The organism is [Actinomadura] parvosata subsp. kistnae (genome assembly GCF_900323885.1).
In the GTDB taxonomy this organism is placed as follows: domain Bacteria; phylum Actinomycetota; class Actinomycetes; order Streptosporangiales; family Streptosporangiaceae; genus Nonomuraea; species Nonomuraea composti.
Map to the genome: position 1 here is coordinate 2,251,299 of NZ_OOHJ01000018.1, position 26,840 is coordinate 2,278,138.

Sequence of the window (26,840 nt, forward strand, 5' to 3'; positions counted from 1 at the left end):
GCGGCGGGGCGGAGTTCGGGTCAGGACGGGGTGCAGGTGATCGGGTCGGGCGTGGTGGACGTGCCGTTGGCGATGAAGCCGAACGTGGTGCTCGCGCCGGGGGCGAGCGCCCCGTTCCACGTCTCGTTCCTCACGGTCACGGTCCCGCCGGACACGGTGTGCTTGCCGCCCCAGAGCTGCGTGATCGAGTTCTGGGAGCTCCAGCTGACCGTCCAGCCGCCGGTGGCCGACGTGCCGGTGTTCTTCACCGTCACCTCCGCCTGGTACGCGCCGCCCCACGAGCTGGTCACCTTGTAGGTGGCCGTGCACCCGCCGGCCTGCGCGTCGGTGGTGGTGAACGCGGTGCCGTCGGAGGCGGCCGAGGTGTTGCCCGCCGCGTCCCTGGCCACCACGGTCACCGTGTACGCGGTGCCGGGCGTCAGCCCGCTCAGGTCGAGCGACGTCGTCGTGGCCGTGCCCGCCTTGGCGGACCCGAGGTAGACGTCGTAGCCGGTGACGCCGACGTCGTCCGTGGACGCCGCCCAGCTCACCCGCGCGCCCGTGGCGGTGATCCCGGACACCGAGGGTTTGCCGGGCTTGCTGGGCGGCGTCCCGTCCACGGTGCCCGTGGTGGTGAACGCCGTGCCGTCGGACTGCGCCGAGGTGTTGCCCGCCGCGTCCCTGGCCACCACGTGGGCGGTGTAGTCCGTGGCGGGGGTGAGCCCGCTCAGGTCGAACGTCGTCGTCGTGGCCGTGCCTACCTTCGTGGACCCCAGGTAGACGTCGTAGCCGGTGACGCCGACGTTGTCGGTGGAGGCGGTCCAGCTCAGCCGCGCCGAGGAGCCCGTGATCGCCGAGACGGCGGGCTTGCCCGGCTTGCTGGGCGCGGTCGTGTCCTCTTCCACCGGACCTGGCGGCTCACCCCAGATCTTGGTGGCGCCGCTGTAGAGGGTGATGTTCGCCGTCCGCACCGGCGTCGTGCCCGGCGTGGTCGGGATGTTCTTGTAGGACCAGTCGTTGGCCGGGTCCCACGTCCCCGAGCTGCTGATCCTGAACTGCACCTCCCTGCGGTGCTGCGACTGCCCGGCGGGCGCGATGACCTGCCCGGAGCAGTCGATCTCCACGTAGTACGTGCTGCCGCTCGCCTGGTGCAGCGTCGGCGCCTTGCACTGCGTGTAGGCCGACGACACGCTGATCTGCGAGGCGGTCGTCGAGCCGTCGAGGGTGAAGTAGTAGCGGAACGAGCCGTCGGACAGGACCCGCGCGGGCCAGGCCGACTGGTTGCGGACGAGCGCCTTGATCTCGGTGAAGTTGCTGCCGGAGGCGTTCACCCCGGCCTCGACGAAGATCTCGGGGCCGTCCGGCGTCTCCGCCACCGGGAAGTTCGCCGCCGGCGCTCCGCCGTACTCCTTGTAGAGGCGGGCGAGCGCGCTGGTGAAACCGGCGTTGTAGTCGGTGGCGACCTCGTTCATGACGTAGTCGTCGCGCTTGTCGGTGTAGGCGTCGTTCGGGTCGGGCGGGCCGCCGACGAGCGCGCCGTACAGGGTGTGGCGGGTCTGCTCGGGGTTGGTGATCTGGTCGGTCCACGAGCCGTGCGCCGTGCGGTGGTGCGGGTTCTTCGGCGGGTTGGCGCCGAAACCGATCAGGTACGAGGAGTTGCGCGGGTTGTCACCGAGCGCGTAGTTGATCTGCCGCACCGCGAAGTCGTGGTAGCGGGCCTTGCGGGTGGCGTCGGTGATCGTGTCGCTGTGCACGAGCGCCGCGAACGCCGTGTTGGCCGCGTACCGCAGCGAGCCCCAGCGGTCGAGCACCGCCTGGCCGCCCGGCGAGTACGCCACCTTGGAGCCGTTCACGCCGACGGTCCACCAGTCGAGCCAGCGGTTGGCGTCGTCGAGGTACTGCTGCTTGCCGGTCAGCTTGTGCAGCAGCACGTACGCCCCGTACGACTTGTCGTCCCAGGCGATCGTCCACTTGTACGACTTGGTCGTGGTCTGCGGTTCGGTGCCCAGGTTGGCGTAGCCGCTCTCGGCCTTGGCCAGGTAGGAGGCGTCGTTCGTGGCCCGGTAGAGCCAGATCGCGCCCCACACCAGCTCGTCGTTGTAGCCGCTCCAGGAGTTGTAGTAGCCCTGGGCGTCGCTGATGCAGTCGCTGTACTTCTTCCTGACGGTGTCGGCGAAGGAGTAGAGCTGCTTGGCGTGCGTCACCAGCGTGTCGGCATATGACGGATTTGTCGGGCGGAAGACGATCGAGGAGGCCGCCATCGCCGCCGCCGTCTCGCCCGCCAGGTCCGACCCGCCGCACGACGCGTCGATCTTGTACGCCGGCCGGTTCATCGCCATCGCCTCGGCCGGGCCCCACCAGGCGTGGTCCGTGCCGCCGTTGCCGACCTGGCCGTAGAGCACGTTCGCCGACGGGTGAGCCTTGATGAAGTAGTCGTTGACGAACTTGAGGTTGTTGAGCAGGTGGGTGAGCTGGCCCGAGCCCGCGTACGCGTCGCGGTACTCCACCGCGCCCCAGGCCAGCATGGTGGCGGAGAACGCCATCGGGAAGCCGAACTTGACGTGGTCGCCCGCGTCGTACCAGCCGCCCGTGAGGTCCACGCCGACGTCCTTGCCGTCGTTCATGCCCGAGTTCCCGCGCCAGGAGACGCGGTTCCAGCCGGGCAGCGCGCCCGACTGCTGGGCCTCGTAGAACCACAGCGACTTCTGCAGGGCCTCGCCGTAGGCGAAGGCGGGCGCCGCGGCGTGGGCCGCCGGCCCCGCCCCTACGGAGAGGGGCAGGACCAGCGACGCCGCAGCGATCAGTGCTGCTTTACGGATCACGGGAAGAGCCGCCCGTACTCGGCCAGGGCGACGGCGACGTCCACCTGTGCCCAGAACCGGTGGTAGTTGAAGACCGGCGCGGGGCCGGTGCCCTTGAGGAAGGCGTCCACCTTCGCCCAGTCCGGGTCGTTCTTGTAGAAGGACCGGATCGAGATGAAGGTCGAGCTGGAGTTGATGGCGTCGCCGTTCGGCATCTTGCCGCTCCAGCCCGGCGGCACGTAGACCGGGTCGTCGATGCGGTTGTAGTCGGTCTTGGTCTCCGGCACCGAGACGCCCTTGGCGTCGCGGTTCTTCCAGATGCCGTCGAGCAGCGCCTTGGCCGTGTCACGCGCCTCGGCGTGGTTCGCCTTGGCCGCGTAGTACATGAGCACCTTGGCGTAAGCGCCGGCGACGCCCACGTCCGTGGTGTAGTCGGCGATCGTCACGTGCAGGCCGGGGTTGGCCGGCGGCATGCCGGTCGTGGCGCTGAAGTTGCCGGCGGGCGCGCCCGACCACCGCAGGGTGGACGGGATCTGGTAGCTGCCGTCGGCGTTGATCGTGGTGTTGTCCAGCGCCCACGCCACCCACTTGTCGAGCAGCGCCTTGGCGTCGGTGTTGCCGGTGGCGTAGTAGAGCTGCGCCACCCGGTCCATGGTCCACGCCTGGAAGCCGAACCACTGGTTCGACGGCGGGTCGTGGTAGACCGGCTGCCAGTCGTAGGTCATGCCGTGGAACTTCGGCAGGTTCGACGGCGGCGTGCCGTAGTGGCCTTCCCAGCTGTTGGTCGCGCCACCGGCGATGGCGCCCTCGGCCGACTGCAGCCAGGTGTAGAACTGCAACTGCCGGGTGAGGCTGGTGCTCCAGTCGGCCGCGCCGGTGGAGCTCTTCGGCTTCAGCTCGGTCACGTTCGACAGCGCCCAGGCCGCCAGCGGGTTCTGGTAGCCGGAGTGGTTGTGGCTGGAGCCGATGCGCCACGCCCAGCCGGCGCTGGTGTCGGTCGCGCCGCCCCAGGCGTAGTACCAGCTCAGCAGGTAGTTGGAGGCGTTCTTGCCGGTGCCGGCCGGGCACGACGGGCTGGTGCAGCCGGGCTGCTTGAAGTACTTGTCGTACATCGAGTAGCGCAGGTAGTCGCCCATCTTGGCGGCCTTGGCCACGGTGGCGGAGATGTCCCCGGCCTTGTTCTGCTCCTTGGCCCAGGTCAGCGCCCAGTAGGCGGCCTGGACGGCGCGGGCGTCGGCGTCGGGGGCGTTGGTGTACTTCCACTGCTTGGCGTACGAGGCGTCCTTGGTGAACAGGTCCAGGTAGCCGTTGGGGCCGCCGTGCTTGAAGGTGTCGCAGGACGGCTGCGGGATCGTCTCGAAGACCGACTCCTCCGCGCCGCGCTGGTAGGTGTTGATGTAGGCGGGCTTGGTGGTGCCGTCGCCGCAGCGGCCGAAGCCGTAGGTGTTGTCGACGTCCAGCAGCCAGTGCATGCCGTAGATGTCGCGGGTGCCGTACGCGCTCTGCAGCTCGCTCGCGATCGGGTCGGTGCCGACACTGACGCCCGAGTCGAGCTGCGACGGGTAGTCGCTGATCGAGTTGGACTCGGGCGCGTACGTCGCCGGCTTCGAGGCGTTGTAGAAGGAGTTCGTCGGCTGGTCGGCGGTGGCCGGGATGATGTACTTCTCCATCGAGGCCCACGCGGTGTTGAACTTCGACCAGTCGCCGGTCACCCGCCCGTAGGCTGCCTCCAGCCACAGGTAGTAGCTGTAGGCCTCGGACGTGGTCTCGTGCCCGTGGTCCGGCGCCTCGACCATGAAGGTCTCGACCGAGTGGTACGGCACGCCCTCGGGCGAGAAGTACCCGTTGGCCGGGTCGTGGATCTCGTTGTAGAGCTCGACGAAGCGCTTGACGTACTCGTTGTCGCCGCCGACGTCGTCGTCCGCCTCGTTGGCGGTGACGTCCACGGCGGTGTAGCCGCTCGCGCTGACGCGGAAGACGGCCGACCCGGAGGTGGTGTCGCTGTCGTCGGCGGCGTTCAGTGTGAAGGTCTGCTCGCTGTTCCAGTTGGACGTGGTGAACGTCCTGGAGGACGGCGTGACCGTCAGGTCCGTGTCACCGCTGGCGCGGGCGACGGAGACGGTGACGCTGGCCGAGGGCGCCTGCGACAGCTTCACGCCGAAGCTCGCGCTGCCCGTCTCGGGCACGGACACGGTCGTCGGGCTGACGACGAGCGCCGGGCCCGTGTTCGGCGAGACCGTGATCCCGACCGGCGACGAGGTGGTGACCAGGCCGGTGTTGTCGGTGGCCTTGGCGGTGATCGAGTAGCTGCCGGCCGCGACGTTCGTCCAGCTGTAGCTGTACGGCGAGGAGGTGTCGGTGCCCAGCAGCGTGGAGCCCTGGTAGAAGTCGACCTTGGTGACGGTGCCGTCGGCGTCGGAGGCGTTGGCCGCGATCGGCACGGTGGCCGGGGCGGTGAACGTCTGGCCGGCGGTCGGCGAGGTGAGCGCCACGGTGGGCGCGGTGCCGGTGCCGCCGCAGGTGACGCCGTTCACGCTGAACGAGGTGGGGCTGGGGTTGCTGCCCGTCCAGGTGCCGTTGAAGCCGATGTTGGTGGAGGCGCCGGTGGCCAGGTTGCCGTTCCACGGCATGTTGGTGGCGGTGACGCGGGTGCCGGACTGGCTCCAGTTCGCGCCCCAGCCGGACGGGGTGTACTTCTGGCCCGTGGTCGGGAAGTCGAAGGCCAGGTTCCACGACGTCACGGGGTCGCCGGTGTTCTTCAGCGTGATGTTGGCGGTGAAGCCGCCCTGGCCCTGGCCGCTCGTCCACTGGTTGGCCGCGTACGTCACGTCGCACGCCACGGCCGCCTGGGCGGGGGCGGCCGCGACGGCCGAGGTCACGCCCGCGACGAGGACAAGGGTCGTGGCCACGGCGAGGCGTTTCGATAAGCGGGACAAAAGGAGAGGAGGTCTGTACTTCACGAGGTCTCCATGGGAGTAGGGGTGTGGGAGCGCTCCCAAAGTGGATTGTGGGTGCCCTCCGGCGTATGTCAACGGAATGGCATCCCGGTAACCCTCGTGTTTCCTCTCACCAGGCTGGCCAGGATGAAAGTTTCATCCCCGTTCCGGGGCATTCAACGAGCATGCGGGGCGGTGGACACCTTCTGGAAACGGGGCCGATTTACACAGCCCCGGCCGCGGCACACCATGGGAGCGCTCCCAGCCATCTAGCACTGGAGATGATCGCTCGTGAGACTCCACCGCGGCCTCCGCAAATGGGCCGTGACCATGACCGCCGCGAGTGTCGCGGCCTTAGGCCTCGTCGTCGGACAGACCTCAGCCGCCAACGCCGCCGTCGCCTGCGACGTGACCTACACAGCCAACTCGTGGACGAGCAGCCCTGGTCAGGGCGGATTCACCGCGAACATCACGCTGAAGAACACCGGCGACCCGCTCACCTCCTGGTCTCTGGCCTTCGACTACCCGACCACAGGCCAGAAGTACACCCCGTCCGGCTGGGGCGCGAACTGGAGCCAGTCCGGCACCACCGTGACCGGGACCAACATGTCCTACAACGGCAGCCTGGCCACCGGCGCGTCGGTCTCCATCGGCTTCAACGGCACCTGGACCGGCACCAACCCGAACCCGACCTCCTTCAAGGTCAACAACACCACCTGCGGCGGCACCGGCCCGACCACCCCCACCGTGGTCACCTCCTCCAGCGCGGTGGCGGTCAACGAGGGCGGCACGGCCACGTTCACGGCCCGGCTCTCCTCCGCGCCGAGCTCGAACGTCACCGTCACCACCGCCCGGACCAGCGGTGACACGGACCTGACCGTCAGCTCCGGCGCCTCGCTCACCTTCACCCCGAGCAACTGGAGCACCCCGCAGACCGTCACCCTGGCCGCCGCCCAGGACTCCGACACCACCGCGGGCACCGCCGCCTTCAGCGTCGGCGGCACCGGCGTCACGGGCGTCACCGTCAACGCCACCGAGGTGGACGACGACGCCACCGTCGAGCAGTCGATCATCGTCTCGCCGACCTCGGTGACCGTCCCCGAGGGCTCGACCGGCACGTTCACCGCGCGCCTGGCCGCCCAGCCCACCTCCAGCGTGACCGTCACCACGACGGCCGGCAGCGGCGACAGCAGCATCACCGTCAGCTCCGGCGCCTCGCTGACCTTCAGCACGTCGAACTGGAACACCCCGCAGACGGTCACCCTGGCCGCCGCGCAGGACTCCGACACGACCAACGGCAGCCGCACCTTCACCGTCGCCGCGACCGGCCTGACCTCCCGCACGGTCACCGCCACCGAGGCCGACGACGACGGCGGCACCAACCCCACCCACGTGGAGAACCCGTACGCCGGCGCCACCGGCTACGTCAACCCCAACTGGAGCGCCAAGGCCGCGGCCGAGCCCGGCGGCTCCGCCGTGGCCAACACCTCCACCGCCGTGTGGATGGACCGCATCGCCGCCATCGCCGGCTCCTCCTCCGCGATGGGCCTGCGCGCCCACCTCGACGAGGCCGTCCGGCAGGACGCCGCCAACGGCTCCGCGCCGCTGACCATCCAGATCGTCATCTACGACCTGCCCAACCGCGACTGCTCGGCCCTGGCCTCCAACGGTGAGCTGCTCATCTCGCAGGACGGCTTCAACCGCTACAAGACCGAGTACATCGACCCGATCGCGGCCATCATGCGCGACTCCGCCTACGCGAACCTGCGCATCGTCACGATCATCGAGCCGGACTCGCTGCCGAACCTCGTCACCAACATCAACAGCTTCGAGAAGTGCCGCGAGGCCAACGGCGCCGGCGGCTACCGCGACGGCGTCCGCTACGCCCTCAACCAGCTGCACGCCATCCCGAACGTCTACACCTACATCGACGCCGGCCACCACGCCTGGCTCGGCTGGGACTCGAACTTCCAGCCCGTCGTGAACCTGTTCTACGAGACCGTCGCCGGCACCACCGCGGGCGTCGACAGCGTGGACGGCTTCATCGTCAACACCGCCAACTACGGCGCCACGACCGAGCCGTACTTCACCATCAACACCACGGTCCCGCCGAACAACACCTCGGTCCGGCAGTCCAAGTGGGTGGACTGGAACTGGTACGTGGACGAGCAGAGCTTCGCCATCGCCCTGCGCAACGCCCTGGTCGCCAAGGGCTTCCGCTCCGGGCTCGGCATGCTGATCGACACCTCCCGCAACGGCTGGGGCGGCAGCGCCCGCCCGTCCGGCCCGAGCACGGCGACCAACGTGGACGACTTCGTCAACCAGTCGCGCATCGACCGCCGCATCCACGCCGGCAACTGGTGCAACCAGTCCGGTGCCGGCATGGGCGCCCGGCCGACCGCCGCTCCCGCCAGCGGTCTGGACGCCTACGTCTGGATCAAGCCGCCGGGCGAGTCCGACGGCGCCAGCACCGACATCCCGAACGACGAGGGCAAGAAGTTCGACCGGATGTGCGACCCGACGTACACCGGCAACAGCCTCAACGGCAACAACATGTCGGGTGCCAAGGGCGGCGCGCCGCTGTCGGGCCAGTGGTTCTCCGCCCAGTTCAGGGAGCTCCTGGCCAACGCGTACCCGCCGATCAACTGAAGGGACCCGGCCGGCCGGGGACCCGCCTGACCCGGGCCCCCGACCGGCCAGAGGGACCCTCCTGACCAGGGTCCCTCAGCTACCGGAAGGGGCCCGGGCCGTGTGCCCGGGCCCCTTTCCCGTGCTCAGGGGCGGCGCGCCCGCCGCCACTCGGAGACGACCTGGTCGGCGTCGAAGGGCATGAGGTTGAGCGGCGGCCCCGACAGCCCCGTGCGGATCGCCTTGCGGATCTTGTCGTTGATCTCCTCGACGATGCGCCGCGCCTCGGTCTCGGAGCGGGCGCCGCGCGCCTGCGCGAGCGCCTCCTCGGCCTCCTTGCGCAGCGCGAGGGTGGGCGGGAGCGGCATCGACAGCCCCTCGCTCTCGATCTTCTGCTTGATCCACCACATCTCGTCGAGGTGCTTGCCCTCGCCGGGCAGCGGCTTGCCCTTGCCGGGCAGGTCCTCGAACTCCCCCCGCTCCTCCGCCTCCCTGATCTGCCGGTCGATCCAGCTCTCGAAGGGCATGCCGAGGGGCTTGCGCTCGGTCACGTACGGAACCTCCTCACGCCAGGTTGTGGCTGGGTGCGACGGGACCGCGCCACCCCAGCACGGCCTCCGTCATGCGGACGGACGCGACGGTGGCCGCCACGTCGTGCACGCGCAGGATGCGGGCCCCCTTGAGGATGGAGATCACGTTGGCGGCGATCGTGCCCTCCTTCCGCTCCCCCTGGGGGCGGTCGAGCGTCTCCCCGATGAAGTCCTTGTTGGACAGCGCGACCAGCGTCGGGTGGCCGATGGCGGTGATCTCCTCCAGCCGCCGGGTCAGCTCCAGGGAGTGGAAGGTGTTCTTGTTCAGGTCGTGCCCGGGGTCGATGATGATCCGGTCGGGGGCGATGCCGGCGGCGAGTGCGGCCGCGACCCGCTCCCGCAGGAAACCCGCCACCTCGGCGACCACGTCGGTGTAGCTGGGCCGGAAGACCCGCCGCCCCGGCCCGCCGAGGCTGTGGGTGACGACGACGCAGGCGCCGGTCGAGGCGGCGACCTCGGCCATGCCGGGCTCGCGCAGCCCGTTGGTGTCGTTGATGACGTCGGCCCCGGCTTCGAGCGCCGCCGCCGCCACCTCGGGCCGGTGCGTGTCGACCGAGATCACGGCGTCGGTGGCGCCCCTGACCTTGGAGATGACCGGGGCCACGCGGTCGATCTCCTCCTGCACGCCGATGCTCGCCTGCGCGGCGCTGAAGGCGAACCCGCCGATGTCGACCCAGTCGGCGCCCTCGTCCACGGCCTTGGTGGCGGCGGCGACGGCGTGGTCGAGCTCGAACGTGCGGCCCTGGTCGTGGAAGGAGTTGGGGGTGCGGTTGACGATGGCCATGACGGCGACCTGCCGGTCGAAATCGAACTCGCGCCGCCCGATGCGCCGGACGGGAGAGATGATCTCGGGGGAACGCTGCTCGCCAGTCACACCCCGAGCCTACCCGGCAGCACAGGCGCAGGTCAGGGGTGAAGCGGCCGCGACGGGCAGGTCAGGCGGTGAAGCGGCCGCAGCAGGCAGGTCAGGCGGTGAAGCGGCCGCGACGGGCAGGTCAGGCGGTGAAGCGGCCGAACGGGCGCCCGCCCGGCGCCGTGACCCTGATGCGCCGCATCCGCCCGCGGGCGTCCGGCCCCGGCCGGCGCGGTAACCGCATCGTGAGCAGGACGGTGGTGCCGCCCGGCCCGGTGCGGAAGTCGGCGGCGTCGCACAGCCGCCGGATCAGGTAGATGCCCCGCCCCGTGTACGACGAGTCGGACGGCCTCTTGCCCCCGTTGACGTACGGCTCGGGGATGCCCGCCCCCTGGTCTCTCGTCTCGGAGCAGATGACACCGTCGACGGTGTAGAGCCTGAACCGCCCATAACCCCCGGCGTGCTCGACCGCGTTGACCACGCTCTCGTGCACGGCCAGGACGAAGTCGTCGAGCCGGGGCCCGTGGAGCCCGCAGCTCTCGGCGTGCTCGGCGACCACGTGCCGCAGCTTGCTGACGTCTTCGAGGCTGAAGCTCTGGGCGATCAAGGTACGCATGCGCTCCTCCGTGTCGTCCACTTCGACACGCAGGCCGCGCTTCAGGACCTCGCGTGGTCTTTCCTCTTCCCAGGACCGGAGAACTTACACCCGGCCCGCTCTTTACGGACGTCCGCCAATCCCCGTCGCCAGCTCGCGCACCCGCGCGACGGGACCGGCATCGGGCGCCAGCGGCGCGGTGTCCATGCCCGCACCGTCGTGCAACCCGTCGAACAACTCCCGCATCGCCTCCTCGGAGGTGTGACGCGGCTGCCACCCGAGTACGTCACGAGCTCGCTCGGTCTTCATGACCGGAAGTCGCAGCACCAGCTCCAGCAGTCCAGGGGCGGCGGGGATCAGCCGCAGCGACCAGCCGGCCGCGACGGCCGCTGCGGCCAGGCCGCGCGGGACCCGCACCGTGCGCGTGTCCAGCAGCTTGGCCAGGTCGTGCGCGTCGAGCACGGGCTCGGCGGCGATGTTGAAGGCGCCCCGCACCGGCTGCACGACCGCCAGCCGGTACGCCTCGCCCGCGTCGTCGGCGTGCAGCGCCTGCAGCCGCAGCCCGGGGATGTCCGGCACGAACGGGATCCGGCCCGCCTTGACCAGCCGCCGCGGCAGGAACGGCCCCGCGAACAGCCTGCGCTGCTCGGTGGCGGCGGCCCGCTGGAAGATGAAGCCGGGCCGCATGCGCACCACGCGGATGTTCGGGTGGTCGTGCTCGAAGACGTCGAGCACCCGCTCCACGTACGCCTTCTCCCGCCCGTACGCGGCGCCCGGCCAGCCGTGCGTGGGCCAGCTCTCGTCCACGGGCCGGTCCTTGGGCCCCGGCGAGTACGCCCCCACGGACGAGGCGTGCACGAGCGCCGGCACCCCGGCCTCGGCGGCGGCGCGGAAGACCCGCATGCTGCCGAGCACGTTGGCCCGCCAGGTGACGGCGGGGTCCCTGGTGGGCTGGAACAGCCACGCCAGGTGCACCACCGCGTCGGCGCCGTCGAAGATCCGGGTCAGGTCGGCGGTGGCGACGTCGGCCTGCCGCCACTCGGTGCGGTCGACGCGCCAGCCCGGCAGCCGGCGGGCGACGCCGACGATCGAGGTGACGCCGCTGTCGGCGGCCAGCGCGCGTACCACGCTCGTGCCGACGTTCCCCGTTGCTCCCACCACGACGACTCTCATGCGTGCACCGCTGCCCGGCTCACGCGCCGCGAAACCCTGTGAGCTGCGCGGATCAGGGCTGGAGCATGATCTTCACGGCTCCGTCCGCCTTCTTCTGGAACATCTCGTACGCCTGCGGCGCCTGCTCCAGCGGCATCCGGTGCGTGGTCAGGTCCATGACGCCGAGCGGGTCGGCGTCGTCGGTGACCAGCGGCATCAGCGCGGGGATCCACCGCTTGACGTGGGCCTGGCCCATGCGCAGCGTGATGCCCTTGTCGAACAGGCGCAGCATCGGCATGGGGTCGGTCATCCCGCCGTACACGCCGATGATCGAGATGACGCCGCCGCGCCGGACGGAGTCGATGGCCTGGTTGAGCGCCGCGAGCCGGTCCACGCCGGCGTTCGACATGAGCGGCGCGGCCACCGCGTCGGGCAGCAGCCCGGTCAGCGTCTGGGCGAGCTTGGCGGCGGGCGAGCCGTGGGCCTCCATGCCGACGGCGTCGATGACGGAGTCGGTGCCGCGGCCGGAGGTGCGCTGCCTGATCTCCTCGGGCACGTCGTGCACCTCGCTGGCGTCGACGACCTCGATGCCGTGGCGGCGGGCCATGTCCAGGCGGGCGTTGACGCCGTCCACGCCGATCACGCGGTATCCGAGGTGGCGGGCGATGCGGGCGCACATCTGGCCGATGGGGCCGAGGCCGAGGACGGTCACGCTGCCGCCGTCGGGGATCTCCGCGTACGCGACGGCCTGCCACGAGGTGGGCAGCACGTCGGACAGGTAGAGGAAGCGCTCGTTCGGCGGCCCTTCCGGCACCTTGATCGGGCCGAACTGCGCCTCGGGGACCCGCAGGTACTCGGCCTGCCCGCCGGGGACCTGACCGTAGAGCTTGGTGTAGCCGAACAGGGCGGCGCCCATGCCGCGCTCGCGGACCTGGGTGGTCTCGCACTGCGCGTAGAGCTCCATGCCGCACATGTGGCAGTGGCCGCAGGCGATGTTGAACGGGATGACCACGCGGTCGCCGGGCTTGAGGCCGTCGACGCCGGCCCCGACCTCCTCGACGACGCCCATGGGCTCGTGCCCGAGGATGTCGCCCTCGGCCATGAACGGCCCGAGCACCTCGTACAGGTGCAGGTCGGAGCCGCAGATCCCGGTGCTGGTCACCCTGATGATCGCGTCGTTGGCCTCCTTGATGGCCGGGTCGGGGACCTCCTCGACCCGTACGTCCCGCTTGCCGTGCCAGGTGACTGCCTTCATAAATGCCGCATACCCCCACATAGCTCTCCAAACGGCTCCTCCCGCCGGCCGCCGTCCCTAGACTGCGCCCCATGGAACGCAGAGAGCCCACGCCGCTCACCCCCGATGAAATGGCCAGGTTCCTGCCGGCCATGACGGAATGGCTGGCCAAGGAACTGCTCGAAAAGGGCTCGGTGCGGCTGGCCGCCCTCGACACGCTCGGCAGCCAGCGCAACTTCCAGGAGGTGGCCTCCCGCGTGAGCGCGGTGCTCGGCCGCCGGGTGATCACCGTGACCAGCAGCCACGGCATGACGTTCGAGCTCGCCGACGAGCAACTGCCTGACCAGGAGCGAACCGCCATAACACGGTGATAGGTGGAATTTGACACGACCACTCTCCGGCAGGGGTCCCGTACGGTGACGGCACCCCCCAGTACGAGGAGAGTGCACCCATGCTCCCCAGGAAGACCCTGGCGGCCGCCATCGCGTTGGCGGCCGTCCCCCTGCTCACCGTCCCGGCCGTCGCGTTAGCCGCGCGGCAGGACGACTCCCTGTTCGAGGCGGCCAGGGCGAGCGCGTCCGTCGCGGCCGATCCCCCTCCCGGCCTGGTGCGCGCGCTCGCCCGCGACCTCGGCGTCACCGGCGAGCAGGCCGAGCGGCGGCTGGTCAACGAGGCCGCCGCGGCCGCGATCGAGCCCCGCCTGCGCGAGCTGCTCGGCGGCACGTACGCCGGCACGTGGGTGACCGGCCCCACCGCCACCCCGGTCGCCGCCACCACCGACCCGTCGAAGGCGGCCGAGATCACGGCCGCCGGCGTCGAGGCCCGCGTGGCCGCCCGCCCGCTCGACCACCTCGACCGGGTCAAGGCCGCCCTCGACCGGGCCGCCGCCGAAGCGCCGAGGACCGCGCCCGTCTGGTACGTGGACGTCATGGAGAACACGGTGGTCGTCCTGACCTCCACCCCCGCCAAGGCGACCGCGTGGGTCCGGGCCAGCGGCGCCGACGCCTCCGCCGTCCGCGTCGTCCGCTCCGACGAGCGGCCCCGGACCTTCTACGACGTGCGCGGCGGCGACGCCTACTACATCGGCTCGGGCACCCGCTGCTCCGTCGGCTTCTCCGTGACGCGGCCCGGCTCCCAGGGCGGCTTCGTCTCGGCCGGGCACTGCGGCAGCACCGGCGCCACCACCTCCGGCTCCAACCGGGTGGCCCAGGGCACCTTCCGCGGCTCGTCGTTCCCCGGCAACGACTACTCCTGGGTCGAGGTCAACACCCAGTGGACCCCCGTCGGCGTGGTGAACGGCTACAGCGCCGGCATCCTGCCCGTCCGCGGCGCGGCCGTCGCCCAGCCCGGCTCGTCGGTCTGCCGCTCCGGCTCGACCACCCAGTGGCACTGCGGCTCGGTGCAGCAGCTCAACACCAGCGTCACCTACCAGCAGGGCACCGTCACCGGCGTCACCAGGACCAACGTCTGCGCCGAGCCCGGCGACTCGGGCGGCTCGTTCATCTCCGGCGACCAGGCCCAGGGCGTGACGTCGGGCGGCTCGGGCAACTGCAGTTCGGGCGGGACGACGTACTTCCAGCCGGTCGGGGAGATCCTGTCGGCGTACGGGCTGACCTTGGCCACCCAGGGCGGCGGCCCGTCGCCCACCATCACGCCGACGGGGCCGGGTGACGGCACGTGGGCGCCGAACACGGCGTACGCGACCGGCGCCACCGTCACGTACGGCGGGGCGACGTACCGGTGCCTGCAAGGCCACACCTCGCAGACCGGCTGGGAGCCGCCGAACGTACCGGCGCTCTGGCAGCGGATCTAGGCGCGCACACCGTCCGGGCGCGTCCAGGAAGAGCCCCCAGGCTGGAGAGCCCCCTCTCCGGCCTGGGCCGCCCGCTCCTCTCGCCCCTCCCGCTCCTCCCGCTCCTCCCGCTCCTCCTGCTCCTCCTGCTCCTCCTGCTCCTCCGCGAGCCGCATGGCCTCCTCGACCAGCGTCTCCACGATGCGCGACTCCGGCACGGTCTTGACCACCTCGCCCTTGACGAAGATCTGGCCCTTGCCGTTGCCGGCGGCCACCCCGAGGTCGGCCTCGCGCGCCTCTCCCGGCCCGTTGACGACGCAGCCCATCACCGCCACCCGCAGCGGATGCGGGAACCCGTCGAGCGCGGCCGTCACCCGGTCGGTCAGCGTGTAGACGTCGACCTGGGCGCGCCCGCACGACGGGCAGGAGACGATCTCCAGCCGCCGCTCCCGCAGCCCCAGCGACTCCAGGATGCCGATGCCGACCTTCACCTCCTCCACGGGCGGCGCGGACAGCGACACCCGGATCGTGTCGCCGATGCCCTCGTCGAGCAGCACCCCGAAGGCCACCGCCGACTTGACCGTGCCCTGCATGAGCGGCCCGGCCTCGGTGACGCCGAGGTGCAGGGGGTAGTCGCAGCGCGCGGCCAGCAGCCGGTAGGCGGCCACCGTCACCCGGGGGTCGTGGTGCTTGACCGAGATCTTGAGGTCGCGGAAGCCGTGCTCCTCGAACAGCGAGCACTCCCACAGCGCCGACTCCACCAGCGCCTCGGGCGTGGCCCGGCCGTGCCTGGCCAGCAGCCGGGGGTCGAGCGAGCCGGCGTTGACCCCGATCCTGATCGGCACTCCCGTGCCGGCCGCCGCCCGGGCGATCTCGCCCACCTTGTCATCGAATTTCTTGATGTTGCCGGGGTTGACCCGCACGGCCGCGCAGCCGGCGTCGATCGCGGCGAAGACGTACTTGGGCTGGAAGTGGATGTCGGCCACGACGGGGAGCTGCGAGCTGCGCGCGATGGCGGGCAGCGCGTCGGCGTCGTCCTGCGACGGCACCGCCACCCGGACGATCTGGCAGCCGGCCGCGGTCAGCTCGGCGATCTGCCGCAAGGTGGCGTCGACGTCGGCGGTGACCGTGGTCGTCATCGACTGCACGGAGACGGGCGCGTCGCCCCCGACCGGCACGCTGCCCACCATGACCTGCCGGGACACCCTCCGGGGCCGCCGGGCGGACGGGAGGCCCAGATTCACAGCGGCCATCTGTTCAGCTCCTTCCTGATCGCGTACGCGATGCCCTGGCCGGTCAGCCCGGCCTCGGCGAGCAGCTCGGAGCGGCTGCCCTGGCCGATGAACGCGCAGGGCAGGCCCAGGTTGAGCACGTGCTGGCCGGGCCCGCAGACCTGCCGCAGCAGGGCCCCGGCCCCCGAGGCGGCGATGCCGTCCTCGACGGTGACGACCATCCGGCTGCCGCGCACGGCCTCGCGCAGGCCGGCGGAGACCGGGATGACCCAGCGCGGATCGACCACGGTCACGCCGAGGCCGGCGGCCGACAACATCGCGGCGGCGCTCAGGCACGGCTCGGCCATCGGCCCGACGGCCACGATGAGCACGTCGTGGCCGGTGGAAGAGAGCACGTCGGCGTCGCCGACGGAGCCGGCGGCCGGCAGCTCGGGCCCCGCCGCCGCCTTGGGGAAGCGCAGGGCGGTGGGGCCGTCGTGCGCCACGGCCTCCTCCAGCAGCTCCGACAGCCGCACCACGTCTCTTGGCGCGGCCACCCGCATGCCGGGCACGACGGACAGCGCCGCGAGGTCCCACATGCCGTGGTGGCTGGGCCCGTCGGGGCCGGTGATGCCGGCCCGGTCGAGCACCAGCGTGACCGGCAGCCGGTGCAGCGCGACGTCCATCAGCACCTGGTCGGCGGCGCGGTTGAGGAAGGTGGCGTAGACGGCGACGACCGGGTGCAGGCCGCTCATGGCCAGGCCCGCGGCCGAGGCGAGGGCGTGCTGCTCGGCGATGCCGACGTCGTACATGCGCCCGGGGAAGCGCCGGCCGAACGCGGCCAGCCCGGTGGGGCCCGGCATGGCGGCGGTGATGGCGACCAGGTCGCGGCGCCGCTCGCCGAGCGCGCACAGCTGGTCGGCGAACGCGTGCGTCCAGGTGGTCGTGCGCGGCCCCAGCGGGCGGCCGGTCGCCGGGTCGGTGACGGGGATGGCGTGCAGGTGCTCGTCGAGGTCCTGCTCGGCGGGCTCGTAGCCGTGACCCTTGCGGGTCAGGCAGTGGACCACGACGGGCGCGCGCAGCTCGCGGGCCGTGCGCATGACCTGCTCCAGCGCCGCGATGTCGTGCCCGTCGACCGGGCCGAGGTAACGCAGGCCGAGGCTCTCGAAGACGGTGAGGGCGGGGGCGGCGCGCAGCCGCCCGAGGTGGTCGGCGCAGCCGCCGACCGTCGGCGCGTAGGAGCGGCCGTTGTCGTTGAGCACGACGATGACCGGCCGGTGCCGGGCCGCGCCCAGGTTGTTGAGCGCCTCCCAGGCGACGCCGCCGGTGAGCGCGCCGTCGCCGACCACCGCGACCACCGACCGCGCGTCACCGCCGGTCAGCTCGCGGCCCTTGGCCATGCCGTCGGCGTAGGACAGCGCGGTGGAGGCGTGGGAGCTGGCCAGATGGTCGTGGACGGACTCCTCGCGGCTGGGGTAGCCGCTCAGGCCGCCCCGGCGGCGCAGCGTGTCGAAGCCGTCGCGGCGGCCGGTGAGGATCTTGTGGACGTACGCCTGGTGGCCCGTGTCGAACACGATCACGTCGTCGGGCGAGTGGAACACCCGGTGCAGCGCGATCGTGATCTCCACGATGCCGAGGTTGGAGCCGAGGTGCCCGCCGCTCGCGCTCACCTTGTCGATGAGGAAGCCGCGGATCTCGCCGGCCAGCCCGGCGAGCAGCTCGGCGGGCAGGGATCGCAGGTCATCGGGGGTCGAGAGATAGGGAAGCAGGGTCTTCATGACATCCCCAGAGATGTGACTGCTGTGGCAAAAGAAAGCTTGAGCCGCATAAGACACTTTACACGCTCAGTAAACAGTGAGTAACTAGGGGTAGCGACCGACTGACAGAAGGAGCCGCGCGCATGCCGGTGGGCTTCACTCAGCACTCCCTTGGTTCACGCATCGACCGGCGGCTGAGCGCATTCCTCGACTCCTGGCGGAATCCCGTCTCCGACCCGGGCGTCGAGGCCGCGTACGGCCTGCTGGCCGACTTCATCCTCAGCGGCGGCAAGCGGGTGCGCCCGCAGCTGTGCTACTGGGGCTGGCGCGGCGCCGGCGGCGACGACTGCGAGGAGATCATCAGCGCCGCCGCCGCACTGGAGCTGTGCCACGCGGGCCTGCTCATCCACGACGACATCATGGACGGCAGCCTGCTCCGCCGCGGGCACGCCACCGTCCACCGGAGTCTGACGGACCTGCACCGGGGGCCGGGCGCGGAGGCGTTCGGCCAGGCGGGCGGCATCCTGCTGGGCACGCTCAGCCTGGCCTGGTCCGACGCGCTGCTGTCGTCGTGCGGGGTGGAGTCGGCCCGGCTGCGGGCCGCCCACCACCTGTTCGACGCCATGCGCACCGAGGTGATCAGCGGCCAGTACCTCGACGTCCTGGCCCAGCTCCGCTCGGGCGCGACGGAGGCCGAGGCGCTGACGGTGATCCGCTACAAGAGCGCCAAGTACACCGTCGAGCGGCCCCTGCAGATCGGCGGCGCGCTGGCCGGCGCCCCGCTGGAGCTGCTCGACGCCTACTCCAGGTTCGGGGTGCCGCTGGGCGAGGCGTTCCAGCTGCGCGACGACGTGCTCGGCACGTTCGGCTCGTCGGCCGAGACCGGCAAGTCGGCGCTCGACGACCTGCGCGAGGGCAAGCAGACCGTGATGTACGCCTACGCCGTGCAGCACGCCTCCCCCGCGCAGCTCGCCCACCTGAGCACCTGGCACGGCAACCCGGGGCTCACCGAGGAGCGCGCCGCCGAGGTGCGCCAGATCCTCATCGACACCGGAGCGCTGGCCCGGGTCGAGTCAATGATCGAAGAACGCGTGCGCGCGGCCATGTCCGCGCTGGCCGAGGCCCAGATCAAGCCCGAGGCCGCCGCCGTGCTGGCCCTGATGGCCGACCAGCTCGCGCACCGCACCAAGTGAGGGACGTCTTCCACCATGGCACAGGTACTACTCGCGGCTCCGCGCGGCTACTGCGCGGGCGTCGAACGCGCGATCGTCACCGTCGAAGAGGCGCTCAAGCGCTTCGGCTCCCCTGTCTACGTGCGCAAGCAGATCGTGCACAACACGTTCGTGGTCGACGACCTCAGCCGCCGGGGCGCGATCTTCGTCGACGAGCTCGACGAGGTCCCCGACGGCGCGCTCGTCGTCTTCTCCGCCCACGGCGTCTCGCCGGCGGTGAAGCAGGAGGCGGCGCGGCGCGGGCTGCGCACCATCGACGCCACCTGCCCGCTGGTCACGAAGGTCCACAAGGAGGCCGTGCGGATGGCAGAGGCGGGCTACGAGATCGTCCTGATCGGGCACGCCGAGCACGAGGAGGTCGAGGGCACGGTCGGCGAGGCCCCCGGGCGCATCCACGTCGTGGACCCCGCGAAGCCGGGCGAGTTCCGGGCGGACGGGCCGGTGAGCTGGCTGTCCCAGACCACGCTGGCGGTCGACGAGACCCTGCGGGCCGTGGAGCGGCTGCGCGAGCGCCACCCCGGCCTCGTCGACCCGCCCAGCGACGACATCTGCTACGCCAGCCAGAACCGCCAGGAGGCGGTCCGCGCGATCGCGCCGCGCTGCGAGCTGGTCATCGTCGTCGGCTCCGCCAACTCCTCCAACTCCCAGCGGCTGGTGGACGTCGCGCTCGCCGCCGGGGCGGGCGCGGCCTACCTGGTCGACCGGGCGGCGCACGCCGACGAGCGCTGGCTCGACGGCGTGCAGACCGTCGGGGTCAGCTCCGGCGCCTCGGTGCCGGAAGGGCTGGTCACCGAGTTACTCGACTGGCTGGCCGCCCATGGCTACGCCGACGTGGAGCCGGTGACCCTGACCGAGGAGACGCTCACCTTCTCCCTCCCGCTCGAACTCCGATCCAACCGCAAGCCGGGCTAGGGCCCACACCGAGATTGGTGGTGCAGCACGATGACCGAAACAACCCACTCAACCGCGCCCGAGAACGGCAACGGGCAGCTCAGCCTCAGCACCGATGCCGCCAAACAGCTCGCGACGACCACCAAGACACCGCCGCAGATGCAGGAGATCACCACCAGGTGGCTGCTGAAGCTGCTGCCGTGGGTGCAGTGCTCCGGCGGTGTGTTCCGGGTGAACCGGCGGCTGACGTACACGCTGGGCGACGGCCGCATCACCTTCAGCACCACCGGCTCCGAGGTGCGGGTCATCCCCGCCGAGCTGACGGAGCTGCCGATGTTGCGCGGCTTCGACGACATGGAGGTGCTCGAAGCCCTGGCCGGCCGCTTCACCCAGCGCGAGGTGGAGGCGGATGAGGAGATCGTCGCCGAGGGCGGCCAGGTGGACCAGTTGGTGCTCATCGCCCACGGCCGGGTGGCCAAGGTCGGGCGCGGCGCGTACGGCGACGACCAGAGCCTCGGCGTGCTGGCCGACGGCGACTATCTCGGCGAGCAGACCCTGGTGGCGGGCGGCCGGTTCGAGTTCAGCGCGCGGGCCAAGACGGCCACCACCGTGCTCACGCTGTCCAGGCAGGACTTCGAGCAGATCGCCGAGCAGGCGCCGGCGCTGCGCGAGCACATCGAGAGCTGGCGGACGAGCGGCTCCCGCGACCAGAACGACTACGGCGAGGCCGCGATCAACATGTCGTCCGGCCACACCGGCGAGGCCGTGCTGCCCGGCACGTTCGTGGACTACGAGCAGTCCCCCCGCGAGTACGAGCTGAGCGTCGCCCAGACCGTGCTGCGCGTCCACAGCCGCGTCTCCGACCTGTACAACCAGCCGATGAGCCAGCTCGACCAGCAGCTGCGCCTCACGATCGAGGCCCTGCGCGAGCGGCAGGAGCACGAGCTGATCAACAACAGGGAGTTCGGCCTGCTGCACAACGCCGACTTCGGCCAGCGCATCCGCACCCGCTCGGGCCCGCCCTCCCCCGACGACCTCGACGACCTGCTGTCCACGGTGTGGAAGGAGCCCTCATTCTTCCTGGCGCACCCGCAGGCGATCGCCGCGTTCGGCCGGGAGTGCAGCAACCGCGGCATCTACCCGCAGCACACCGAGGTCGGCGGGCACCAGGTGCCGGCCTGGCGGGGCGTGCCGATCTTCCCCTGCAACAAGATCCCGATCAGCAACACGCGCACGACGTCGTTCATGCTCATGCGCACCGGCCAGGAGAACCAGGGCGTCGTCGGCCTGCACCAGACCGGCATCCCCGACGAGTACCAGCCCAGCCTGTCGGTCCGGTTCATGAACATCAACGAGCGGGCCGTCATCTCCTACCTGGTCAGCGCCTACTACTCGGCGGCCGTGCTGGTGCCGGACGCGCTCGGCGTGCTGGAGGACGTCGAGCTCGGCCGGGTCGGCTGACGCGGCACCCGCCCACCGGCTCGCAGGCCGGCACCGCCCGTACGGTGCCGGCCGTGCCGTGGCACCGGCGAGGAGACACATCTGTGAGGGAGTGACGATGTCCCAGCCGTTTGAACTGCCGGATTTCTACCAGCCGTACCCGGCGCGGCTCAACCCGCACCTGGAGCAGGCCCGCGCCCACTCCAAGCGGTGGGCGCGCGACATGGGCATGCTCGAAGGCTCGGGCGTGTGGGAGGAGGCAGACCTCGACGCCCACGACTACCCGCTCATGTGCGCCTACACCCATCCCGACTGCGACGCGGTGGAGCTGGGGCTGATCACCGACTGGTACGTCTGGGTCTTCTTCTTCGACGACCATTTCCTCGAGGTCTTCAAGCGCACCGGGGACCTGCGGGGCGGCAAGGAGTACCTGAAGCGGCTGGCCCGGTTCATGCCGATGGGCGCCGACCTGGCCGTGCCGGAGCCGGTGAACCCGGTCGAGGCGGGCCTGGCCGACCTGTGGCCCCGTACGGTGCCCGGCATGTCCACGTGCTGGCGCGGCCGGTTCGCGGAGAGCACCCGCAACCTGCTGAACGAGTCCCTGTGGGAGCTGGCCAACATCAACAGCGGCCGGGTGGCGAACCCGGTGGAGTACATCGAGATGCGCCGCAAGGTCGGTGGCGCGCCCTGGTCGGCCGGGCTGGTCGAGCACGCCGTGCGCGCGGAGGTGCCGGCCGCGCTCGCGGCCACCCGGCCGCTGCGGGTGCTGAAGGACTCCTTCTCCGACGCCGTGCACCTGCGCAACGACCTGTTCTCCTACCAGCGGGAGGTGGGCGACGAGGGCGAGCTGAGCAACGGGGTGCTGGTGCTGGAGAAGTTCCTGGGCTGCACCACGCAGGAGGCCGCGAACGCGGTCAACGACCTGCTGACCTCGCGCATGCAGCAGTTCGAGCACACAGCGGCCTTCGAGCTGGGCCCGCTGTTCGCCGAGCACGCCGTCGACCCGCTCAGCGCGGCCGACGTGCTGGCCTACGTCAAGGGGCTGCAGGACTGGCAGTCGGGCGGGCACGAGTGGCACCTGCGCTCCAGCCGCTACATGAACGAGCGGGCCAGGGCGACCCGGCCGCTCGGCATGTCGTCGCTGGTGGACGCGCTGGGGGCCAAGCGGCTGCGCAACGTCGCGCACGTGCCGTACCAGCGGGTGGGGCCGTCGGTGATCCCCGACCTGTACGTGCCGTTCGACCTGAAGCTGTCACCCCACCTCGACGCCGCCCGGCGCAACCTCGTGGCCTGGTGCGCGGCGATGGGCATGCTGGAGCCGCGCAACGGAGCGGCCGGGCCGGCCGTGTGGGACGAGGCCAGGCTGATCGACATCGACCTGCCACTGTGCGCGGCGGGCCTGCATCCCGGCGCCTCGCCCGAGGAGCTGGACCTGGCGTCGTTCTGGCTGGCGTGGGGCACGTACGGCGACGACTACTTCCCGGTCGTCTTCGGCCGGTCGCGAAACCTGTCGGCGGCCCAGGTCATGGTGGCGCGGTTCGGGCTGTTCATGCCGCTCGACGGCACCGCGCCGCCGGCGCCTGCCAACGCGCTCGAACGCGGCCTGGCCGACGTGTGGGCGCGCACGGCCGGGCCGATGCCGCTCGCGGACCGCGCCAAGCTGCGCGCGGCGGTGGAGGAGATGTGCGAGAGCTGGCTGTGGGAGCTGGCCGGCGAGATCTCCCGCCACGTGCCCGACCCGGTGGACTACGTCGAGATGCGCCGCGCCACGTTCGGCTCGCGGCTCACCATGAGCCTGTGCCGGTTGCGGCACTCCAAGGGCGTTCCGGAGGAGTTCTTCGCCAGCGGCCCCGTGGTGGCGCTGGAGAACGCGATGATGGACGCCGGGACGCTGGTCAACGACGTGTTCTCGTACCAGAAGGAGGTCGAGTTCGACGGCGAGGTGCACAACTGCGTGCTGGTGACGCAGACGTTCTTCGACTGCGACTACCCGGCGGCGCTCGGCATCGTCAGAGACCTCCAGGAGTCGCGGGTGCGGCAGTTCCAGCATCTCGTCGAGCACGAGCTGCCGATCGTCTGCGACGACCTCGGCCTCGACGCCGCCGCCCGCCGCGAGGTGGACGCGTTCGTGACCGAGCTGCGCGACTGGCTGGCCGGGATTCTCCACTGGCACCGCCACTGCTCGCGCTACGACGAGCCGTCGCTGCTGCGCCACCATGCCCTCCCGCCGCGCTGGCGCCTGCGCGGCCCCTCCGGCCTGGGCACCTCCGCCGCCGACATCACCCCTGCAGGGGCACGTGGCGGACCCTGGGCTGGTAGAACCAGCCCATCATGCGCAGCAGCCGCCGCTGGTACGGGGTGACGTTGTGCAGGCGGATCCAGCGTTGCGAGGGCGGCAGCGTGGGCATGACGAGCACGCGCAGCCCTGAGACGTCGATGAAGCTCAGGGACCCGGTGTCGACCACGATGTAGGTGCCCTGGCTGCGGCAGCCCGCGAGCGTCGTGGCCAGTGCCGGGCTGTTGGAGGCGTCGATCTCGCCGATGAGCGTGACGGCGGGCACCCCCGGCGCCGCCGGCCCCGTTGCCATCAGGACGGTCAGCTGCTGGTCCTGGTAGAGCAGCCGCTCCTGGACATTCACGATCCTCGCACCCCCCAACACGCGCTCTGGGGGTCGTCCTGCCGAATCGGGATGGCCACCGACACGCACCGCCGGTGGTCGACCCGAGTCCCAGGCTACACGACAGAGGTTTGACGATGTAATTTTCTTGGGAAAATGACCGATTTTTCGGACAATCCTGAATCTTTCCCCTGGATCACTTCTGTCATGAGTCGTCAGGCCCGGCGGGCGCGCGGCAGTGGACGCCTTGCCATGGATCTCCCGACCACCGCCCACCCCGCGCCGGCCGATGCCAAAAAGCACGAAATATCCGCTTATTGTGCGAGGCGCGTAATGGCGTTTTGTCGCAATAGAAGAGAGAAAAGTACGCAGACAAGACAACTGCGTACAGGTCGGCGCTCATGCCCCCGGACGCCGCGCGAAACGGGAGCGCTGATATGCCATGAACCGAAAAGGGACACGGCAGGTGACGGCCGCGATCTGCGCCATCGTGTGCGCGATCACGACCACTGTCGCGTCCGCCACCCCTGCCACGGGATCCGCGACCGGAGGCATCGCCCTCAGGGCCGCGCTGGAGATGATCGGAGTGCCCTACTCGTGGGGCGGAGGCGGCATCCACGGGCCCGGCTACGGCATCGGGCGGGGCGCCAGGACGAAGGGCTTCGACTGCTCGGGCCTGGCCGAGTACGCCTACGCGCGGGCCGGGGTGCTCATCGGCACCACCACCACGGAGCAGTGGCGCTCGGGCATCCGGGTGCCGCAGGAGCTGCTGGAGCCGGGGGACCTGGTCTTCTTCGACAACGACCGGGCGCGGGCGGGGCCGGAGCACGTGGGGCTGGCCGTGGACGGGCAGCGGATGGTGCACGCGCCGTACACCGGCGCCGTGGTGCGGATCGACCCGCTGGACCGGCCGGACCTGCTGGGAGTGGTGCGGCCCGGCTGGGGCCGCGGGGAGGCGGAGGTTGAGGTGGAGGGGTGAGCGGGCTTCCTGCCGCCCCTTCTCGGTTCGGCGGGGTTCCCGCCGCCCGTCATCGGCCGGGCGGGGTTCCTGCCGCCTGCCGTACGTCCCGCGGGCTCTCCTCGACGGATCGCGCCGGGGGACGTACGGCCACCGAATGCCTTGGTGTGCGGGAAATCCGTACCGTGGTCTCGCGAGTCACCACGGCCGGCTCTCCCGCTCACGCGAGCATGGGTTACTCGGACTTGGAGAAACCGTTCTCGATCTCGGTGTCCTTGTTGTGGTCACCGACGGACGGCTGGTTGTTGTTCAGCAGCTGGAGGTCGACCTCGTCGAGGATGTTGATGATCTCAACCTCGATGTCGTTGGCCGAGTGGTTCAGCACGTCGTTCAGCGCGTCGTCGATGATTTGGAACTGGGACAGCAGGGCCTGGCCCTTGTTGCTCGGGTTGGGGCCGACGTCGGCGGACGCGGCGGTCGCGGAGAACCCGAGAGCGGCGGCCGCGATAGCGGCACCGGCCAGAATACGACGGATCATTGTTTGCTTTCCTCCATGGATCGGCGGCGGGAATCCCGGCGCCGGGTTCATTCGTGCAGAGCTGTGAGGTGCCGCTGTCAACGATCGTGGCGGGCATCGGAGATAGCAAACTCGAAATGCCCTCATGGAGGTCAAGGAGGCGCTTGGATTCTTTGGCACTGGATTTCGGCGACCGGCGGGGTCGTCGTTGAGTATCGGTGTCCGTGGATATCGGCGTCCGTGTCACTCACGATTTCCGGCCGGCTTCGCAAAGGCTGGGAAGCGTCTGCCGCACGTCCTCGGGCGACCTTGTGCGGTCGCGCCGAGGACGTACGGCCCCCGAACGCTTCAGTGCCCCGAAAGCCGCTCCGTGGCCTCGCGAGTCTCCACGATCAAGTTCTTTCGTGCACCTGGGAGAGAGGAGGGCGGTTGGCCACGCGGCCCGCTTCGGTGCGGTGCCGCCGCGTCTCCTCCGCTTTTCGGCCCGAGGGCTACTCGGCCTTGGCGTGCCCGTTGCTGATCTCGGTGTCCTTGTTGGCGTCGCCTACCGAGGGCTGGTTGTTGTTCAGCGCCTGGACGTTGACCTCGTCGAGGATGTTGATGATCTCGACCTCGAGGTCGTTCAGGGTGTGGTTGGCGACGTCGTTCAGGAGATCGTCGATGACCTGGAACTGGCTCAGGATGGCCTGGCCGCCGTTGTACGGGTTGGGGCCGACGTCGGCGGACGCGGCGGTCGCGGAGAACCCGAATGCGGCGGCCGCGATAGCGGCACCGGCCAGAATACGACGGATCATGGTTGCTTTCCTCCGTGGATCGGCGCGGAATTCCGGCGCCATAGTCGTTCGTGCAGGGCTGTGAGGTGCCGCCAATAACAATTGCGGCGGGCGGCGGAGCCCGCAACCCGGAAAGGCCTTATGGAGGTCAAGAAGCCGCCTCGATTCTTTGGTGTCGGGTTTCACGGCCGGGAAACCGGCAGCGGTGCGACGGGTCCCCGACATCGCGGCGCTTTAGTCTTTCCATGGCCTCGCGGATACCACCGCCGGCTCTTTCGCATACGGACGGGCAGGAGGCGGCCGGGTCACGGGGCCCGGCCGCTCCCATCGTCCGTGGACGCCCTGGACCTACTCCGCGCTGGCGTGGCCGTTCTTGATGTCGGTGTCCTTGTTGTGGTTGCCGACAGTGGGCTGGTTGTTGTTCAGCAGCGGGACGTTGACCTCGTCCAGGATGTTGATGATCTGGACTTCGATGTCGTTGGCCGAGTGGTTCAGCACGTTGTTCAGCACGTCGTCGAGGATCTGGAACTGGCTGATGACGTCCGCGCCCTCGTTGCGCACGTTGGGGCCGACGTCGGCGGACGCGGCGGTCGCGGAGAACCCGAAGGCGGCGGCCGCGATAGCGGCACCGGCCAGAATACGACGGATCATGGTTGCTTTCCTCCGTGGATCGGCGCGGAATTCCGGCGCCATAGTCGTTCGTGCAGGGCTGTGAGGTGCCGCGAATAACCCTCACGGGAAGAGACGAAAACCGCAACTCGGAAAGACCTTGGCTAGGTCAAAGTGCCGCCTCTATTTTTTGGCGTCGGCTTTTCCCGGCCCGCCGCGGCACCGCCCTGTACTGGACTTCGGCGCTCCGCATTCAACCGGCGTCCGGTCGCCT

20 protein-coding genes and 1 pseudogene are annotated in these 26,840 nt (G+C 70.6%); 8 read left to right on the forward strand and 13 right to left on the reverse strand.

Annotated features, from left to right (window positions below; all coding sequences use genetic code 11):
* Window positions 1-20 precede the first annotated feature (20 nt).
* A complete protein-coding gene (locus KIS93_RS30390) occupies window positions 21-2,855 on the reverse strand; it encodes a glycoside hydrolase family 9 protein (protein WP_418115101.1) in 2,835 nt (944 codons plus the stop codon).
* Window positions 2,798-5,689, reverse strand: a complete 2,892-nt coding sequence (locus tag KIS93_RS30395) for a glycoside hydrolase family 48 protein (protein WP_230465730.1) — start codon at window positions 5,687-5,689, stop codon at window positions 2,798-2,800. Before KIS93_RS30395 ends, KIS93_RS30390 begins: the two co-directional genes overlap by 58 nt.
* Before the next feature lie 318 nt (window positions 5,690-6,007).
* On the opposite strand from KIS93_RS30395, the gene KIS93_RS67670 reads away from it, so the two are divergent.
* Window positions 6,008-8,365: a glycoside hydrolase family 6 protein gene (locus KIS93_RS67670; protein ID WP_281261981.1), complete on the forward strand. Its 2,358-nt coding sequence runs from the start codon at window positions 6,008-6,010 to the stop codon at window positions 8,363-8,365.
* Window positions 8,366-8,490: 125 nt separating this feature from the next.
* Here KIS93_RS67670 and KIS93_RS30405 read toward each other — a convergent pair whose 3' ends face one another.
* The 5 genes from KIS93_RS30405 to KIS93_RS30425 all read right to left on the reverse strand — a co-directional run bounded on the left by KIS93_RS30405 (window position 8,491) and on the right by KIS93_RS30425 (window position 12,789).
* Window positions 8,491-8,895 carry a DnaJ family domain-containing protein gene (locus KIS93_RS30405; protein WP_080044415.1) on the reverse strand — a complete coding sequence of 135 codons (405 nt, stop codon included), beginning with the start codon at window positions 8,893-8,895 and terminating at the stop codon, window positions 8,491-8,493.
* Window positions 8,896-8,908: 13 nt separating this feature from the next.
* The gene (gene folP / locus KIS93_RS30410) at window positions 8,909-9,808 is read right to left on the reverse strand and encodes a dihydropteroate synthase (protein WP_080044414.1); all 900 of its coding nucleotides are present in this window, start codon (window positions 9,806-9,808) and stop codon (window positions 8,909-8,911) included.
* Between the two features lie 121 nt (window positions 9,809-9,929).
* On the reverse strand, window positions 9,930-10,403 hold the full coding sequence (locus KIS93_RS30415; protein WP_155128890.1) for an ATP-binding protein: 474 nt from the start codon (window positions 10,401-10,403) through the stop codon (window positions 9,930-9,932).
* A gap of 102 nt (window positions 10,404-10,505) precedes the next feature.
* Entirely contained in the window at window positions 10,506-11,555 is a 1,050-nt protein-coding gene (locus KIS93_RS30420; protein ID WP_080044412.1) for an NAD-dependent epimerase/dehydratase family protein, read from the reverse strand.
* A 52-nt stretch (window positions 11,556-11,607) separates the two neighbouring features.
* A complete protein-coding gene (locus KIS93_RS30425; protein WP_080044411.1) occupies window positions 11,608-12,789 on the reverse strand; it encodes a zinc-dependent alcohol dehydrogenase in 1,182 nt (393 codons plus the stop codon).
* A gap of 71 nt (window positions 12,790-12,860) precedes the next feature.
* On the opposite strand from KIS93_RS30425, the gene KIS93_RS30430 reads away from it, so the two are divergent.
* Complete coding sequence (locus KIS93_RS30430; protein WP_155128888.1) at window positions 12,861-13,139, forward strand: hypothetical protein; 279 nt, start codon at window positions 12,861-12,863, stop codon at window positions 13,137-13,139.
* A gap of 80 nt (window positions 13,140-13,219) precedes the next feature.
* Window positions 13,220-14,581: a carbohydrate-binding protein gene (locus KIS93_RS30435; RefSeq protein ID WP_080044409.1), complete on the forward strand. Its 1,362-nt coding sequence runs from the start codon at window positions 13,220-13,222 to the stop codon at window positions 14,579-14,581.
* Window positions 14,582-14,706: 125 nt separating this feature from the next.
* Here the strand turns inward: KIS93_RS30435 and ispG are convergent.
* Together ispG and KIS93_RS30445 are read right to left on the reverse strand one after the other, a co-directional pair.
* Window positions 14,707-15,813: pseudogene (gene ispG, locus KIS93_RS30440) on the reverse strand (flavodoxin-dependent (E)-4-hydroxy-3-methylbut-2-enyl-diphosphate synthase); the annotation flags it as partial.
* Window positions 15,801-17,549: a 1-deoxy-D-xylulose-5-phosphate synthase gene (locus KIS93_RS30445; protein ID WP_080044407.1), complete on the reverse strand. Its 1,749-nt coding sequence runs from the start codon at window positions 17,547-17,549 to the stop codon at window positions 15,801-15,803. The gene KIS93_RS30445 and the pseudogene ispG, both read right to left, overlap by 13 nt.
* Before the next feature lie 122 nt (window positions 17,550-17,671).
* On the opposite strand from KIS93_RS30445, the gene KIS93_RS30450 reads away from it, so the two are divergent.
* The 4 genes from KIS93_RS30450 to KIS93_RS30465 all read left to right on the forward strand — a co-directional run bounded on the left by KIS93_RS30450 (window position 17,672) and on the right by KIS93_RS30465 (window position 23,453).
* A complete protein-coding gene (locus KIS93_RS30450; protein ID WP_080044406.1) occupies window positions 17,672-18,721 on the forward strand; it encodes a polyprenyl synthetase family protein in 1,050 nt (349 codons plus the stop codon).
* Window positions 18,722-18,736: 15 nt separating this feature from the next.
* Window positions 18,737-19,672 carry a 4-hydroxy-3-methylbut-2-enyl diphosphate reductase gene (locus tag KIS93_RS30455; protein WP_080044405.1) on the forward strand — a complete coding sequence of 312 codons (936 nt, stop codon included), beginning with the start codon at window positions 18,737-18,739 and terminating at the stop codon, window positions 19,670-19,672.
* Window positions 19,673-19,702: 30 nt separating this feature from the next.
* Window positions 19,703-21,112 carry a family 2B encapsulin nanocompartment shell protein gene (locus KIS93_RS30460; RefSeq protein ID WP_080044404.1) on the forward strand — a complete coding sequence of 470 codons (1,410 nt, stop codon included), beginning with the start codon at window positions 19,703-19,705 and terminating at the stop codon, window positions 21,110-21,112.
* A 97-nt stretch (window positions 21,113-21,209) separates the two neighbouring features.
* Entirely contained in the window at window positions 21,210-23,453 is a 2,244-nt protein-coding gene (locus KIS93_RS30465; RefSeq protein WP_080044403.1) for a terpene synthase family protein, read from the forward strand.
* On the opposite strand, the gene KIS93_RS30470 is transcribed toward KIS93_RS30465, so the two are convergent.
* Window positions 23,371-23,730, reverse strand: a complete 360-nt coding sequence (locus KIS93_RS30470; RefSeq protein WP_080044402.1) for an STAS domain-containing protein — start codon at window positions 23,728-23,730, stop codon at window positions 23,371-23,373. The genes KIS93_RS30465 and KIS93_RS30470 overlap by 83 nt on opposite strands.
* 445 nt (window positions 23,731-24,175) lie before the next feature.
* Between KIS93_RS30470 and KIS93_RS30475 the strand changes: the two genes are divergently transcribed.
* Window positions 24,176-24,688 (forward strand): C40 family peptidase, encoded by a 513-nt coding sequence (locus tag KIS93_RS30475; RefSeq protein ID WP_186404519.1) that lies wholly within the window; start codon window positions 24,176-24,178, stop codon window positions 24,686-24,688.
* A 214-nt stretch (window positions 24,689-24,902) separates the two neighbouring features.
* On the opposite strand, the gene KIS93_RS30480 is transcribed toward KIS93_RS30475, so the two are convergent.
* The 3 genes from KIS93_RS30480 to KIS93_RS30490 all read right to left on the reverse strand — a co-directional run bounded on the left by KIS93_RS30480 (window position 24,903) and on the right by KIS93_RS30490 (window position 26,608).
* On the reverse strand, window positions 24,903-25,205 hold the full coding sequence (locus KIS93_RS30480; RefSeq protein WP_080044400.1) for a hypothetical protein: 303 nt from the start codon (window positions 25,203-25,205) through the stop codon (window positions 24,903-24,905).
* Window positions 25,206-25,675: 470 nt separating this feature from the next.
* Window positions 25,676-25,978, reverse strand: a complete 303-nt coding sequence (locus tag KIS93_RS30485; protein ID WP_080044399.1) for a hypothetical protein — start codon at window positions 25,976-25,978, stop codon at window positions 25,676-25,678.
* Window positions 25,979-26,305: 327 nt separating this feature from the next.
* Window positions 26,306-26,608 (reverse strand): hypothetical protein, encoded by a 303-nt coding sequence (locus KIS93_RS30490; protein WP_080044398.1) that lies wholly within the window; start codon window positions 26,606-26,608, stop codon window positions 26,306-26,308.
* Window positions 26,609-26,840: the final 232 nt, after the last annotated feature.